Here is a 13,566-nt window from a genome sequence, read left to right as displayed (position 1 = left end):
CGCCGGGCCACGGGGCTAGAGCATGTACGGGATCTTGAAGGCCAGGGTGAAGTCCGGCGCATCCGGGGTCAGGCCGATGCCGAGCAGGGTCACCAGGGTGGTGTGCTGGTTCAGCGCATAGGTCACGCCGAGATTCAGTGACGCCGCATTGGCATCGCTGCCGATCACCTTCATCCACTGCCCGCCCTGGAAGCGGGTCGAGGCGCGGGCGCTGATGCGGTCGCTGAAGGACAGGCTGAGGCTGGTGCGTTCGTTGAACGCGAACGCCACGCCGGCGCCGAAATACACCGAGCCGCCGAGCTTCACATCGCCGGGATTGACGGTGTCGGGGTTGCTGTCGATGTCGTTGAAGCCGCGCGGGAACGAATGTACGTAACCCAGATTGGCGAACAGGATGGCCGGGTCGGCGGTCTTGACCATCGACAGGCCCACATTGGCCTGCCAGACGCCGTTGCCGGTGGGCTGTTCTTTCGGTACGGCGAAGCGGATGTAGTCATCGTCGTCGCGCTCGATCACCTTCCAGTCCAGGCCGTAGGGCGCGCGCCCGGTGGGTGCGGTCACCCCGGCGGTAAGAACGGTTTCAGGCCGCCAGCCGCGCTCACCGAACAGGCGGTAGTTCGCGCTCAGGCCGATATCGCCCAGGCCATTGCCATTGGTCTGTTCCTGGGCGATGGCGGCGGCCGCACCCCCGGCACCGCCTTTCTGGTACACCGTGCGCCGTGCGAGGTACGGCACGTCCAGGTTGAGCGTCAGGTTCGGACTGACGCCCCAGCGTGCGGCCAGGTTGTAGGTGAGCGAATCGGATTCGACGTTCTCGATGGCGATGTTGCCGAGGAAGATCGCATCCAGTGCCAGGAAGCCGTTGAGGGTGAGCTGCTTGCGGTCATAGCGGGCGTAGGTGAGGCTGTTCTCGATGGTGAAGCGGCGCGAGAACAGGGCCGATTGCTGCTGCTTCACATCATCCACGCTGCGCCGCGACTCCTGCCTGGCCTGCTGCGCTTCGGCCGCAGTGCTGGCGTAGCCTTCGCCGCCGGGCGCTGTCTGTCCCGGCGCTGCCTGTAGAGTCGAGCCATGCTCGACTTCCGTGCCCGTGCCCGTGCCCGTGCCGGTTGCCGCCGCCGTTGCCGGCCCGGCAGGCCCCGTGCGCCCACTCAATCGCGCCTGCATCGCCTGCACCTGCATGTCGAGCTCGCGCAGGCGTCGGACTTCCTGGGCGTAGTTGCTCTTCAGCTGCTCCAGCTGGTTGGCCAGGGCCTGCACATCGGCGTTGTCGTCGGCCGTCGGCGGCGCGGCGAGGGCGGTGCCCGCCAGCGCCGCCAGCGCCAACGGGGTGATCCTCAGAAGGGTATGCATGTTCGTGTCCTGCGTTGTGGAACGCGTCCCCCAATGCCGCGCCGTACTACTGGCCCGGCCCCATGCCGCGGTTCAACGCAATCGCCTGGGCCACGTTCTGGCTCAACGGCAGGTTGCCGCCCGCGGTGTTGCGTACCAGCTCCAGCCGCAGCTGGTTGCTGGCTGCCTGGCCGTCACCGGCCAGGGCAATGCCCTGGCCGACGCTGCCATTGCGTATCCATTGCTGTACCAGGCCCTGGCCATCCACCTGCAGCTGCAGGCGCGCCTGATTGCCATCGAGCACGGCGCTGGCGCTCACCCCGGCCTGCTGCGCGCTGGCCGAGTGCGCGCTGTCGGACTGCATCGCGGGAACGTCGCCGTCACGCACCAGCAGCGTGGTGGTGTTGCGCGCGGCGTTGCCATCGCCGGCGACCTGCACGCTCTGCACCAGCCCACTGACATTGGCCAGGCCGCTGCTGTCGATGCTGCGGCCCGCTGTGACAGGCAGCGGCGCGTCGGCGGCGGTGACATGCACGCTGGGCTGAAAGCTTAGCTTGGGTGCACCACCGCCGCGGAAATCCATGCCCAGGGTCAACGTGCCCTGCAGGGCCGTGCCATTGCTGGCCTGCCACTGCGAAACCATCGTCACCCCGAACCAGGCCACGCTGTTGCCGCCCACCGTGTAGCGGCCGCGCATCAGGTTCAGTTCGGGGTCCGGAATTTCCTTCAGGCCGCGACCCGGCGCTGCGTCCGCCGCCCGCACCGTCAGCGCGGGAAGCATCAGCAGCAGGGTCATCAACAGGGGAAGACGGATCATGGCGAAGCCTCCTTCAGAACAGGTCGGCATGGCTGAAGCCGAAGTCGACCAGCTCGGCATCGGTGATCGGCCCCTGCCGCGCGTAGAGCGCGCGGGCACTGGGCCGTTCGCTGGGTTGCAGCAGCACCGTGTTGCGGTCGAAGTCACTGCCGATCACCACGAACACGGCGCGTGACGGCCACGCGGCGAGGAAGTCCGGCAGTGCCAGGCTGCGGTTTCCGAGGATCGGATCGGCCACTTCGACGATGCCTTCGCGCACCTGCTTGAGCACCACGAAATGGCGGAAACCGCGCACGTCCATCAGCACCAGCCCGGGCACGCGCAGGGTGCGCAGGCGGGCTTCGTCGATGCGGTAGCCGCGCCCGCGCATGCCCAGTGATTCCACATAGCGCTTGATGTCCAGCAGCGAGAAGCCGCGCTCGGCCACCAGTGCGGGGTCTGAAACCCCCATCATTCCCTGGATCACCGTCGCCTCGTCGGTGTCCAGGTGGTAGGCATGGCGCAGGATGGTGGCCAGTGCCGCCGCGCCACAGCTGTAATCGGTGTGCTGGCGCACCACGTTGCGGTAGCGCCGCTCCTGCATGCTCTCCACTTTCTGCTGCAGCAGGGCGCCATTGGGCAGTACCCCGCTGAAGCGCACCTCGCCCGCCCACGCGGGGTTGATGCCCAGCAGCAACAGGCACGCCAGCAGCCAGGTTGAAGGTCGGCAACGGAACATCGCGTTCTCCGGCAGCAGGGGGGAGCCCCTGTTCCAAGGGGGAGGAGGAAAAGGGGCTCCCGGAACCCGGTCATTGGCGGATGGCCGGGGTGTTGCGCTTACTCGCCGCTGCCACCACCACCGCCGGTGCTGGGCTGGGCGACTGCCAGGGCGAGGCTGTTGGCCTGCAGGTTGCCGGTACCCGATGCCACGTTCACGCCGATGTTGCCGGAGGCGCCGGAGAAGGCACTGCCCGACAACGCCGAGGTGTTGGTGGCATCGACGTTCACCCAGCGCGTGGTGCTGACCGTGCCGCTGAGGCTGGCGTACAGATCGGCCACGCCCAGCTCGACGAACTGGCTGGTGCCGCTCTCACGCGTGTCGAAGCCCAGGCCGCCCACCCCCGGCCGGTTGGGGTTCATCGTGGCGTTCTGGATCTCGTTGTCCAGGTCGATGTGGCCGGTGCTGTTGCCACCCGGATGCGGCAGCGCGCCGTTCCACGTATCCAGGTAGTAGTTGGCCATCTGGTAGGCATTGCCGGTGCCGCGATAGGTGCCGGCGCCGTAGCCCAGGGTCAGGCCACTGACGCTGCCGCGCATGCCCACCTGTACGGTGTCGGTGTAGGACTGCACGAAGCCGGCGTTGCTGACGGTGTTGCCGGTGGAGACCTGGTTGGAGCTGATGCTGGATTGGGCAACGGCCGTGGTCGCCACCGAGGCGGCCAGCGCGTTCTTCTGCTCGTTGTTGTTGCCCGACGCGATGTTCACGCCGATGTTGCCCGAGGCACCGCCGAAGGCATTGCCGCCAAGCGTGGCCGCATTGGTGACGCCAGCGTTCTGGGTGACGTTGCCGAACCCGGCCTGGTTGACGAACACTTCGGCGTCGGCCATGCCGAAGCTGAAGGAGGCATCCGCCGCCGACAGCGATGCGGCGTTGTCCTGCGCGTTGTTGTCGCCGGACACCACGTTGAAGCCGAGATTGCCAGACGCGCCTGCGCCTACGCTGTCGCCGATCGAGGCACGGTTGGTGACCAGGCTGTTGCTGGTGGCGTTGTTGCTGATCGACTGGCGGTTGTCGATCACCGCGATGGCCGCCGAATCGAGGTCGATGTCGCCGGTGATGGTCGGATCACCGGAGAAATTGACGTCGGTGCTCAGGCGCAGGTCCTTTTCCAGGTTCACGTCGACGCCGTGATTGTTCTTTTCCTTGCGTTCGTCGGACTGGATGTTGCTGTGCTTCTGCACATTGACGTTGACGGTGCGGTTGCGTACGTCGTTGTCGGTGTGATTGTGGGTGTCGTTGCGGGTTTCGCTGACGGTGTGGTTGTGGTTGATGTTCGCGTTGGCGTTCTGGTTGTCCCAGCCATTGGCCGCAGCGGCGGTCGAGGCAGTGGCAATCGCCATGGCGAGCATGGTCCGTTTGACGGTCGCTTTCATGGTGCCCTCTCTCTCATCGGATGGTGCATCGGTGGGTGGTTGTCACGGGCGGTCCTGCACGACGAGGCCCAGTACGTTGGCCGTATCGTTGCCGCTGCCCGCGATCTGATTGAGTTGCAGGACCCCGTCGAATCCCCGCAGTGCGGTGCTGGCTACACCGACGCTGCGGGTTCCCGTCGCAGCGCCGCGATCGACGCCGTCCCGCCCCCCTGCCAACGCGGAACCTTCGGCGGCCAAGGCCGTGTCGTCGGTTTCGCGTATGCCCTGTCGGGCCAGCGTCGCGCTGACGACGTTGAGCGTCGTGTTGGCGCTGCCGCTGGCCTGGTTGATCGAAGCAATGCCGCTGGCACCGGCCAGTGCCTCACCGCCGATGTGCGCGGCGGCATGCAGGGGTGCGGACAGCACCCGGTTGCCGTTCTGCAGCTGGTGCGCGCTGATGGCCACATCGGCGCGTTCAGCGCGGGCGATGCCGCGCAGATTGGCCTGCAGGTTGAAATCGCCTGCCGCCTGGTTCACCGCGATGGCGCCGCTGGCACCTGCCAGTGCGCGGCCCTCGATGCGGGCCAGGTCCAGATAGGCGAGCATGCCGCTGTAGTCGTCGGCCGATGCGGACAGCGGCGCGGCGATCACCGCCAGCAGCGGCCAGGCCAGGGCCTTCACTTGCCACCTGCCGGGGCGGTGCCCTGCAGCGGGAACTGGCCCAGCGCGCCGCGCACCGTATCGGCGATGCCACGGGTGCTGTTGCCGACCGCGCCCAGCGGGCCACTCATCGTGCCGCCAAGACTGCTGCCGACCATGCCGTCGCCGTTGCGGCCCAGCGTGCCGCCCAGGGCCTGCTGGGTAACGCGTTCAACGGTGGTGCCGCCCGGCGCGGTCGTGGGAGTGATATGGCCTGCACCCATTCCCGCGTAGTCGGCATCGCTGAGCTCATCCATTCCGGAGGCCGGGTCACCGCTTCCGAGCGCCGCGGCGACCTCGCGCTGCGGCTTCGGATCGGCAATCAACGCGATGCCCGGTGGCGCCATGCGGTAGGCCGGCCGGGCCGCGACATCGCGCAACAGGACTATTTCGCCCGGTTGTGCCTTCACCCCCTGGCGGGCGCCGGACGCGCCTGCACCCGTGGCGACGGCCAGCAGGGCAAGGGCCAGCGATGCAGCCAGGCCACGAATCAGGGTGGTGCCGTCCATGCCGATCTCCCGCGATGGGTGCGGCGGAACCACGCATCAACCGTGCCAACTGCCAAAGGCTGGTGCAGCAGCCGATGCCGGCGGTGCGGCGGGGTGGGGTGCTGCCGGGGCGTTACAGCGGCGTCGGGAAATTGTTGGGATTGCGCAACCCGCAGGCGCCACAGGGCAAGGGGGCGGCCGACTGTCGCATTGTTGTTACAGGTGCCGTCGCGGACTGCAACGGTGCCGCTTCAGCCGGTGATTTCTTGACGCGCTGCTCATTGCGCCGCCGTTTAGCGCGGCGCTAGGATCCGCCCAACAAAGGCCGCCGAGGTGGCCGTGGAAGTCCCGGCGGAGGGCGGCACGCCGGCGATCGACTGACAGCCCGCCGACGGTGTCCGGATGCTGGGGGAAGCATGGCGGCGGTCCCGGAAGCTTCAAGCTCGCGCTGTGTGCTGTGGTTTGGCCAGCCGCTGCCGAATGAGCGCAGTGCGCTCGCGGCCGCCGGTTGGTATGTGCGCAGCATTCAACCTGACCCTGCCATGGCGATCGGGCTGCGTGGCCGTGATCGATTGCTGGCCGTGATCGATCTTCGCCACCTGGACGCAACGGCGTTGCAGCTGCTCGCGCCATGGATCGAACAGCACCGGCATCTGCCCTGGCTGGCTGTGCTGCCGCCAGGCGCAGGTGCCACACCGTCGGCATGGTTGCCCGTGCTGCAGCACTGTCCTGCACGGTTCACCCTGCCATTCGGCCTGCAGGACCTGGTCTGCGCGATGCGCAGCCAGTTCGATGCGGATGATCTGCCCACCGACGAGGCCTGCGCAGGGCAGGGGCCGCGCGCATTGATCGGCGAAAGCCCGGCGCTGCATGCGGTGCGCACGGTGCTGCACAAGTTCGCACCGGTGGAGCTGCCGGTGCTGGTCACCGGCGAAACCGGCACCGGCAAGGAGCTGGCCGCGCATGCGCTGCATGCGCTGTCCGGGCGTGCCGGCAAGCCTTTCATCGCAGTGAACTGCGGTGCGATTCCGGCCAACCTGGTGCAGTCGGAACTGTTTGGGCACGAGCGCGGTTCCTTTACCGGCGCCGACAAGCGCCAGATCGGCGTGTTCGAATCCGCGCAGGGCGGCACCGTGTTCCTGGATGAGGTGGGCGATCTGCCCGCCGAGGCCCAGACCAGCCTGCTGCGGGTGTTGCAGGAGGGGACGTTCGAGCGTGTCGGCAGCAGCCAGTCGCTGCGTGCCGATGTCCGCGTACTGGCCGCGACCCACGTGGAACTGGAACAGGCCGTGGCGCAGGGACGGTTCCGCAGCGATCTCTATTACCGGCTCAACGTGCTGCGCCTGCTGATGCCACCGCTGCGCGAGCGCGGCGCCGATGTGCTGCTGCTGGCCGAGCACTTCCTGCGTTGCTTCCGGCGGCGTCACACGGTGCGCGCACGCGGCTTCTCGCCCACAGCAAGCCAGGCGATGCGACGCTTTGGCTGGCCTGGCAATGTGCGTGAACTGCTCAACCGCGTGCAGCGGGCGGCGATCATGGCCGAGGGCGAGCTGATCAGCGAGCGTGACCTTGAACTGGGCGAACCGGCCGAGGCGCTGCCCAGCGCGATGCTGCATGATGCGCGTGGTCAGGCCGAACGCGATGTACTGCTGCAGACGCTGCGCCACACCGGCTACAACGTGTCCGAGTGCGCACGGCAGATGCAGATCTCGCGGGTGACGGTGTACCGCCTTTGCCGCAAGCACCGGCTGGAGCTGCCGGCACAGCGCTGAGCCGGGTTGACGCCGCCGCCCGTACCACCCAGTCTGCGGCCAACGACCGCCGCCCTTGCCCTGCGCGAATGAACCAGAGCCCCGAACTGCTGCGCCGCCTGTTGCGTGCCAAGGACCGGATGGACCGGGCCAGCCATGAAGACTGGCCGGTTGCCCGCCTGGCCGAGGTCAGCGCGGTTTCCCCCGCCCACTTCGCGCGCTCGTTCAAGCAGGCCTTCGGCCTGCCACCGCACCGTTACCTGCTCAGCCGGCGCATCGAACGGGCGGTGGCGCTGCTGCGCGACACCGAGCTGGCGATCACCGAGATCGCGGCGCAGACGGGCTGGACCAGCCTGGGGACCTTCGGCCGGATCTTCCGCGACATCACCGGCGACAGCCCGGGCAACGTGCGTGACCGCGAGCGCGCCGGGCACGCCGGGCACGCCGCGGCGGAGAGCGTACCCGAGTGCCATGCCCGTGCGGCGCAGCGGCCTGACCTCAACATCGCAGTTTTGGAGAAGCGCCGCCGCCAGGCCGTTGCTAACGTGGACCGCACCTGAGGGAGGTCCCATGACGAATACCGTGAACACGGTCGGCCTGTATGTACGCGACCAGGATGAAGCACTCGAATTCTACGTCGGCACGCTCGGTTTCGAGGTGCACACCGACGTGCGCAATGGCAGCTACCGCTGGTTGACGGTACGCAGCCCCGGCCAGGACGGTTTCCAGCTTGGCCTGTTCGTTCCCGGCCCGCCGACCCATGACGCGGCGACGGCGCAGGCGCTGCAGCAGCTGGTGGCCAAGGGGGCGATGCCACCGCTGGTGCTGGCGGTGGACGACTGCCAGGCACGCTATGCGCAATGGCAGGAAAAGGGCGTGGAGTTCATCCAGGCACCGGTCGAGCGCTTCGGCGCCATCGACGCCGGATTCCGTGATCCGTCCGGGAACGGCTGGAAGATGATTGAAGCCCGCTCCGAAGCGAGGCGTCGTCAATGAGTCGCGGTGGTTGGGCGCGGCCGGTGCACCGCTGGACCTCGATCGTGTTCACCCTGGCGGTGATCGCCAACTTTGTGGCGCGCGCGATGGGGCAGGGTGAACCTGCGGCGTGGATCACCTACTCGCCGCTACCCCCGTTGTTCCTGCAGCTGTTCACCGGCCTGTACCTGTTTGCGCTGCATTACGCAGTAAGGCGCCGCAGCGCCGCGCTGGGCGCTGCGGGCTGAGCGTGGATCAGGCGACCGCGTCGATCGCGTAGCCGGCAAGCAGGGCCGGCAGGTCTTCCATGCGCTGGAAGATGACCTGGGCGCCGGCCGCGCGCAGCGCCTCCGGCGTGCTGTGGTGCGGGCCACCTTCGCTGAAGCCGAACACGGTGGCGCCCGCTGCCACACCCGCGGTGGCGCCGGTCACGGTGTCTTCAATCACCGCGCAACGCTTCGGGTCCACGCCCAGTGCAGCGGCGGCCGCCAGGTAGACATCCGGGTGCGGCTTGGTGTTCGGCATGTCCTGGCCGCTGTAGACGTGGTCACCGAAGGCATCGAGGATGCCGACCTTGCCCAGCTGCAGCTGCACCTTGTGCAGGTCGGCACCGGAGGCACAGGCGATCCGGCCGCCGGTGGCCGCCGCGATCGCGCGCACCGCCCCCGGCGCACCCTGGATGGCCTGCAGGTCACGCTCCAGCGCGATGTTGCGCTGCAGGCGGAATTCCTCCAGCCATTCCTCGGTGAACGGCTTGCCGGTGCGTTCCTCGATCAAGCCGGCCAGATGGGCCACCGACTGGCCGAGGAAGACTTCACCCGCCTGTGCCGGGGTCAGCGGCCAGCCACGCTCGGTCAGCATTTCGGAGAGCACGCGGGCCACCAGCGGCTCGGAATCGACCAGCACGCCGTCACAGTCGAACAGCACGGCATCGAAGGGAAAACGGGACATCTACAGCTCCTGGGGCAGGCGGTTGGGCGCGGGTATCCGCCATTTTCCCATAGCGGCGAGGACGAGGCACCCGACGATCACAGGGTGCCTCGACGCGGCGGGCCGATCAGCTCAGGTCGCAGCCCGCCGGCTGCGGCCAGGTGGTGGCCGGCAGCATGTTCTTCAGCGAGGCCGGCGCATTGATGGCCACGTAGCTGGCACCCAGCAGATCTTCCAGGTCGGCGATGGTGACCAGGTAGCTGTCCAGGCTGCCCAGGTTGGCTTCATTGGGGATGATCCAGCTGATCGCCTTGGCGGTGCCGGTGTTCGGGTCGCGGGTGATGATCGTCTTCCAGAAGAATTCCGGCGTCGGGATGCCGTGGCTGGACAGGAAGTAGTCGTTGGAGGCGTCGCCGTAGACCACACCGCCGTAGACATCCACCGGCGCGATGTCGCGGTAGCACTCGGCCACGTTCTCGGCCTTCACCCAGATGCCCTGGTTGAAGCTGGACACCTGCGGCACGATGTTGGTCATGTAGTTGGCGCGGCGGATGTAGGTCGCGTTGTAGTCCATGTGGTTGGAGGTCACCAGGTGGCCGCGGTCATAGCCGGACCGGATGCTGGCATACGAGGCGGTGCTGGTCTGGCCGAGGCAGCCGGCCGGCAGGTCCGGGTCCTTGTAGAAGCTGGACGGACGCGCGGCAGAGCCGGTATCGGCGGTGAGCGTGTATTCGTAGCGGGTGGCGCTGTGGATGCTGCAGTCGTAGGTCAGCACGAAGCCGCCCTTGTTGAGGGTGACGACCTGGGCCTGGGCGGCGCCGGCGAAGGCGCTGAGGACGAACGCGAGGAAGAAGCTTGCAAGGCGCATTGCGGTGCTCCAGCAGAAGATTCAGGGCGCAGCCGTCCGCCACGACCAGGCCGGTGCGAGGTCGGGGAATCGGTTGCGGAAAGGGGTGCTGCGGACTGCGGTGAGACGTGACCGCGATGACAGGGCCGCGGAGGCCGTGCGGTGTCGTAAGCGTCACAAGCTGGCGTCTTTCGGTCAATGACGAAACGACGAAGCTGTGACAGCGCGCAAGCACTGGCGATGCGTCAGATGGAGGAGGACGTAGCTGAAACGCGGGCGTGCTAGGGCGTCGCGTTGCCTGCCATCACGGTATGTGGGGCAGATGGCGCCCGTGCCGCAAGGCAGAAGAGGTGCCGCCTCATGACGTCGATCCGTGCTTGGGACCCGGCGCGATCAGCAGTGCTCCGAGCGGCAGGCGAAGCAGCAAGCGTCATGCTGCGTCGCAAGGTGCCAGCCACCATTCGCACTGGTACGGTCCGAGCCGTTGCACCACCACCGACGGGGAGAGACGACGATGCGCAAGGTTCTGCTGCTGTTGCTCCTGCTGACCGGGTTGGCCCCCAGCGCCTGGGCCGCCACGGTCAAGACCACCCACCGGACCATTCCCAGCTGGGATGGAACGCCTCTCGGGGCCTTCGTCATCGAACCGCAGGATGCGGGCAGCGGCCGTTACCCGCTGCTGGTGATGCCCAGCAGCTGGGCCGTGCCCAGCGTCGAGTACGTGGGCGTGGCGCAGGCGCTGGCACGGCGTGGCTATGTGGTCATCAGCTACAGCTCGCGTGGCTTCTGGGAGTCCGGCGGCAGCATCGACATCGCCGGGCCGGCCACGGTCGAGGATGTCAGCGCGCTGATTGACTGGGCGCTGGACAACACCCGCGCCGATCCGTCCCGGATCGGCGTTTCGGGCATCTCCTACGGCGCCGGTACCAGCCTGCTGGCAGCGGCACGCGATCCGCGCATCAAGGCGGTGGCCGCGCTCAGCGGCTGGGCCGATCTGCAGGCCTCGCTGTACAGCAACGACACCCCCAGCGCGCAGGGGATTGCCCTGCTGGTGGCGGCCGGATTGGCCACCGGGCGCCCGGGGGCAGAGCTGGCCACCATCAACCGCAATGTGCTGGTCGGCAATTACCAGGGCGCAGTGGACTCGCTGCTGCCGGTGGCGGCCCAGCGCAGTCCTGCGGCGAGCATCGACGAAATCAACGCCAACCAGCCGGCGGTGTTCCTGGCCAATGCGTTCAACGACAGCCTGTTCCCGCCGGGCCAGCTGGTGGACTTCTTCAACCGGCTGAAGGGCCCCAAGCAGCTGCAGCTGCGCCACGGCGACCATGCGCTCAACGAAGCATTCGGGGCACTGGGCATTCCCAACGAGGTCTACGACCAGGTGGGCGACTGGTTCGATCATTACCTGAAGGCGGTGGCCAATGGCATTGATCGCCAACCGGCAGTGCAGCTGAAGTCACAGAAGGGCAGTTGGAGCCGCTATCCGGACTGGAAGGCGACCAGTGACGGTGCCGTCAGCTACGGGCTGACCGCACCTTCGGGCCTGCTGCTGCCGACCGGCGGCCTGGCGGAGAAGGGCGGCACGACCGGCTGGAACTACCGCATCGGCAGCGGGCTGCTGACCGCGGCCAACTCCGGCGTGGCGATGGCCTCCGGCGCGCTGCAGATGATCAACCTGCCGCCGGGTGCCTACGTGCCGTTTGTCGGGCGTAGTGCTGCCGGGGTCTGGCAGGGGCCGGTGCAGTGGAGCGCACGACGCCTGGATGGCGCGCCGGAAGTGCGCCTGACCGTCACCCCCAGTCGTGCCAACACCACGCTGTATGCCTACCTGTACGCCGAGGATGTGCTGGGCAATGGCCAGCTGATCAGCCACAAGCCGTACACGCTGCGTGGCGCCACGCCAGGGCAACCGAAGACGCTCGACCTGCGCCTGGAGGCGAGCAGCTGGAACCTGCCTGCAGGCAGCCGCCTGACCCTGGTGGTCGACACGGTGGACCTGCGCTACGCCGGCATCAGCCAGCTGGGGGGGACGGTGACCTTCAGCTCGCCGGCCGGCGCGCCCTCGATGCTGAAGGTGCCGTTGCATTGAGACTGGCCAGGGCAGGGATGGACCCATGACCGGTGGACCCATGACCATCGCGCGGCTGCTGCTTGCCGCGGTACTTGTTGCGCCGGGCGCGGCAGGCGCAGCGACGGATTGGCGGGGCACGCTGTTGACGGACCTGGAGGCTGCCGACGCGGCGATGCGCGGCAGTCATCCTGGCACGGTGGACCGGCAGAACCCGGGATTCGTCCTCCAGTTGCGGGATGCGCTGGCCCTTGCGCGGTCACGCGCGGACACGGTCGACAGCTTCGCCGGCTACTGGTGGGCCATGAAGGGTTACGCGGCCTCGTTCAATGATGGCCATGTCAGCCTCAACGCGCGTGCCGCTGCGCCGGCGCTGCCGACGCGGTGGCCGGGCTTCCTGACCGGCTTCGACGGCGACGTGCAGGTGATCATGAGCGTGGACGATGGCCCAGGCCATCCGCCGTTGGGTGCACAACTGTTGTCCTGTGACGGCGTCGATGCGGCGACGCTTGCCGCGCGTCGGGTGGGCGACTTCAGTGGGCGCTGGAACCTGCAGGCCAGCCGCATCCAGGGCGGTGGCGAAGTACTGCTGGAGCAGGGCAATCCCTTCCTGCCCACGCCGCGCCGCTGCGAGTTCCGCGCCGATGGGCGTGAGACGGCGTATGCGCTGCAATGGACGCCACTCGATCCAGCGCAGCGTACGCAGCGGCTGGCCGATACCCGTCGCAGTTTCCGGCCGGCCAACGCTTGGCGCGCCCTGCCCGGGGGCGGCTACTGGATCACCACCAGCAGCTTCAATGCCGATCCGGCCGCGCAGAATTTCAAGGAACTGACAGCGTTGCTTGAAGCGCTTGCGCGGGTGCCCGAACCACTGCAACAGGCGCCGCTGGTGGTGCTGGATGTGCGCGGAAACACCGGTGGCGCGTCGCAGTGGAGCATCGAGCTGGCGCGATTGATATGGGGGCGTGCTGCCGTGGATGCGCTGCCGGACCACAGCTGGGTGGAATGGCGGGCGTCGGATGCCAACATCGCGCAGCTGCGCGGCTTCCTGCAGAAGCTGGAACAGGCGCCCGATGCGTCGCCGGAGCTGCTGCGCATGCTGGAAACCGTGACAGCGGGAATGGCGCAGGCGCGAGGGCGGGGGGAAGCCTTGTGGCGTGAGCCGTCGGAGGCCAAGGCGAGTGCGGCGCCGGCGCCCGCCGCACCCGTGCGCGCGGGCGGGGTGGTGATCGTGGCCGATGCCGCCTGTGGTTCCGCCTGCCTGGATGCGCTGGACCTGTGGAAGCGCCTGGGTGCGGTGCAGGTGGGTGTCGAGACCTCGGCCGACAGCCTGTACATGGATGTCAGGCCCGACATGCTGCCCAGCGGGCTGGCCCGGATCTCGGTACCGATGAAGGTGTTCCGTGGGCGGGTGCGCGGTTCGAACGAGCCTCACGCACCGGATCGCCGTTATGGTGGCGACATGCGGTATACGCCGGCGCTGGAAGCGTGGGTACTTTCGCTGCAACAGAACAGCGGGCCCGGTCCAGTGGGCCCACCATAGGAGA

The 13,566-nt window shown here is 67.9% G+C and carries 14 protein-coding genes; 6 read left to right on the top strand and 8 right to left on the bottom strand.

Features of this window, described 5'->3' with window-relative positions; genetic code table 11:
* Nucleotides 1–15: 15 nt before the first annotated feature.
* From VN11_RS11555 to VN11_RS11530, 6 genes are all read right to left on the bottom strand, one after another.
* On the bottom strand, nucleotides 16–1,353 hold the full coding sequence (locus VN11_RS11555; protein ID WP_053449823.1) for a transporter: 1,338 nt from the start codon (nucleotides 1,351–1,353) through the stop codon (nucleotides 16–18).
* 46 nt (nucleotides 1,354–1,399) lie between these two features.
* Nucleotides 1,400–2,149: a hypothetical protein gene (locus tag VN11_RS11550; RefSeq protein ID WP_053449822.1), complete on the bottom strand. Its 750-nt coding sequence runs from the start codon at nucleotides 2,147–2,149 to the stop codon at nucleotides 1,400–1,402.
* A 13-nt stretch (nucleotides 2,150–2,162) separates the two neighbouring features.
* The gene (locus VN11_RS11545) at nucleotides 2,163–2,867 is read right to left on the bottom strand and encodes a C39 family peptidase (protein ID WP_006446620.1); all 705 of its coding nucleotides are present in this window, start codon (nucleotides 2,865–2,867) and stop codon (nucleotides 2,163–2,165) included.
* Between the two features lie 98 nt (nucleotides 2,868–2,965).
* On the bottom strand, nucleotides 2,966–4,282 hold the full coding sequence (locus VN11_RS11540) for a hypothetical protein (protein ID WP_053449821.1): 1,317 nt from the start codon (nucleotides 4,280–4,282) through the stop codon (nucleotides 2,966–2,968).
* A gap of 42 nt (nucleotides 4,283–4,324) precedes the next feature.
* Entirely contained in the window at nucleotides 4,325–4,942 is a 618-nt protein-coding gene (locus VN11_RS11535; RefSeq protein ID WP_053449820.1) for a hypothetical protein, read from the bottom strand.
* Nucleotides 4,939–5,469 (bottom strand): hypothetical protein, encoded by a 531-nt coding sequence (locus VN11_RS11530; protein WP_053449819.1) that lies wholly within the window; start codon nucleotides 5,467–5,469, stop codon nucleotides 4,939–4,941. Before VN11_RS11530 ends, VN11_RS11535 begins: the two co-directional genes overlap by 4 nt.
* Nucleotides 5,470–5,864: 395 nt before the next feature.
* Here VN11_RS11530 and VN11_RS11525 point away from each other — a divergent pair, with 395 nt between their 5' ends.
* From VN11_RS11525 to VN11_RS11510, 4 genes are all read left to right on the top strand, one after another.
* Entirely contained in the window at nucleotides 5,865–7,220 is a 1,356-nt protein-coding gene (locus tag VN11_RS11525; protein ID WP_053449818.1) for a sigma-54 interaction domain-containing protein, read from the top strand.
* A gap of 68 nt (nucleotides 7,221–7,288) precedes the next feature.
* Nucleotides 7,289–7,759 carry a helix-turn-helix domain-containing protein gene (locus VN11_RS11520; protein WP_053449817.1) on the top strand — a complete coding sequence of 157 codons (471 nt, stop codon included), beginning with the start codon at nucleotides 7,289–7,291 and terminating at the stop codon, nucleotides 7,757–7,759.
* Between the two features lie 10 nt (nucleotides 7,760–7,769).
* The gene (locus tag VN11_RS11515) at nucleotides 7,770–8,195 is read left to right on the top strand and encodes a VOC family protein (RefSeq protein ID WP_053449816.1); all 426 of its coding nucleotides are present in this window, start codon (nucleotides 7,770–7,772) and stop codon (nucleotides 8,193–8,195) included.
* A complete protein-coding gene (locus tag VN11_RS11510; RefSeq protein WP_053449815.1) occupies nucleotides 8,192–8,422 on the top strand; it encodes a hypothetical protein in 231 nt (76 codons plus the stop codon). Before VN11_RS11515 ends, VN11_RS11510 begins: the two co-directional genes overlap by 4 nt.
* 7 nt (nucleotides 8,423–8,429) lie before the next feature.
* Here the strand turns inward: VN11_RS11510 and VN11_RS11505 are convergent, their stop codons facing one another.
* Together VN11_RS11505 and VN11_RS11500 are read right to left on the bottom strand one after the other, a co-directional pair.
* Nucleotides 8,430–9,125, bottom strand: a complete 696-nt coding sequence (locus VN11_RS11505) for an HAD family hydrolase (RefSeq protein ID WP_053449814.1) — start codon at nucleotides 9,123–9,125, stop codon at nucleotides 8,430–8,432.
* Nucleotides 9,126–9,231: 106 nt separating this feature from the next.
* Nucleotides 9,232–9,972, bottom strand: a complete 741-nt coding sequence (locus VN11_RS11500) for a DNA/RNA non-specific endonuclease (RefSeq protein ID WP_053449813.1) — start codon at nucleotides 9,970–9,972, stop codon at nucleotides 9,232–9,234.
* Nucleotides 9,973–10,465: 493 nt separating this feature from the next.
* On the opposite strand from VN11_RS11500, the gene VN11_RS11495 reads away from it, so the two are divergent.
* Both VN11_RS11495 and VN11_RS11490 read left to right on the top strand, forming a co-directional pair.
* On the top strand, nucleotides 10,466–12,040 hold the full coding sequence (locus VN11_RS11495; protein ID WP_053449812.1) for a S15 peptidase family protein: 1,575 nt from the start codon (nucleotides 10,466–10,468) through the stop codon (nucleotides 12,038–12,040).
* 40 nt (nucleotides 12,041–12,080) lie between these two features.
* Nucleotides 12,081–13,562 carry a hypothetical protein gene (locus VN11_RS11490; RefSeq protein ID WP_053451309.1) on the top strand — a complete coding sequence of 494 codons (1,482 nt, stop codon included), beginning with the start codon at nucleotides 12,081–12,083 and terminating at the stop codon, nucleotides 13,560–13,562.
* Nucleotides 13,563–13,566: the final 4 nt, after the last annotated feature.

The organism is Stenotrophomonas maltophilia (assembly GCF_001274595.1).
Classification (GTDB): Bacteria; Pseudomonadota; Gammaproteobacteria; order Xanthomonadales; family Xanthomonadaceae; genus Stenotrophomonas; species Stenotrophomonas forensis.
This window is presented reverse-complemented; position numbering and strand designations above follow the sequence as displayed.

Bases quoted from the DNA above. Each gene is read 5' to 3' on its own strand.
- VN11_RS11555 (WP_053449823.1), bottom strand. From the start codon at position 1,353: ATGCATACCCTTCTGAGGATCACCCCGTTGGCGCTGGCGGCGCTGGCG.
- VN11_RS11550 (WP_053449822.1), bottom strand. From the start codon at position 2,149: ATGATCCGTCTTCCCCTGTTGATGACCCTGCTGCTGATGCTTCCCGCG.
- VN11_RS11545 (WP_006446620.1), bottom strand. From the start codon at position 2,867: ATGTTCCGTTGCCGACCTTCAACCTGGCTGCTGGCGTGCCTGTTGCTG.
- VN11_RS11540 (WP_053449821.1), bottom strand. From the start codon at position 4,282: ATGAAAGCGACCGTCAAACGGACCATGCTCGCCATGGCGATTGCCACT.
- VN11_RS11530 (WP_053449819.1), bottom strand. From the start codon at position 5,469: ATGGACGGCACCACCCTGATTCGTGGCCTGGCTGCATCGCTGGCCCTT.
- VN11_RS11525 (WP_053449818.1), top strand. From the start codon at position 5,865: ATGGCGGCGGTCCCGGAAGCTTCAAGCTCGCGCTGTGTGCTGTGGTTT.
- VN11_RS11520 (WP_053449817.1), top strand. From the start codon at position 7,289: ATGAACCAGAGCCCCGAACTGCTGCGCCGCCTGTTGCGTGCCAAGGAC.
- VN11_RS11515 (WP_053449816.1), top strand. From the start codon at position 7,770: ATGACGAATACCGTGAACACGGTCGGCCTGTATGTACGCGACCAGGAT.
- VN11_RS11510 (WP_053449815.1), top strand. From the start codon at position 8,192: ATGAGTCGCGGTGGTTGGGCGCGGCCGGTGCACCGCTGGACCTCGATC.
- VN11_RS11505 (WP_053449814.1), bottom strand. From the start codon at position 9,125: ATGTCCCGTTTTCCCTTCGATGCCGTGCTGTTCGACTGTGACGGCGTG.
- VN11_RS11500 (WP_053449813.1), bottom strand. From the start codon at position 9,972: ATGCGCCTTGCAAGCTTCTTCCTCGCGTTCGTCCTCAGCGCCTTCGCC.
- VN11_RS11495 (WP_053449812.1), top strand. From the start codon at position 10,466: ATGCGCAAGGTTCTGCTGCTGTTGCTCCTGCTGACCGGGTTGGCCCCC.
- VN11_RS11490 (WP_053451309.1), top strand. From the start codon at position 12,081: ATGACCATCGCGCGGCTGCTGCTTGCCGCGGTACTTGTTGCGCCGGGC.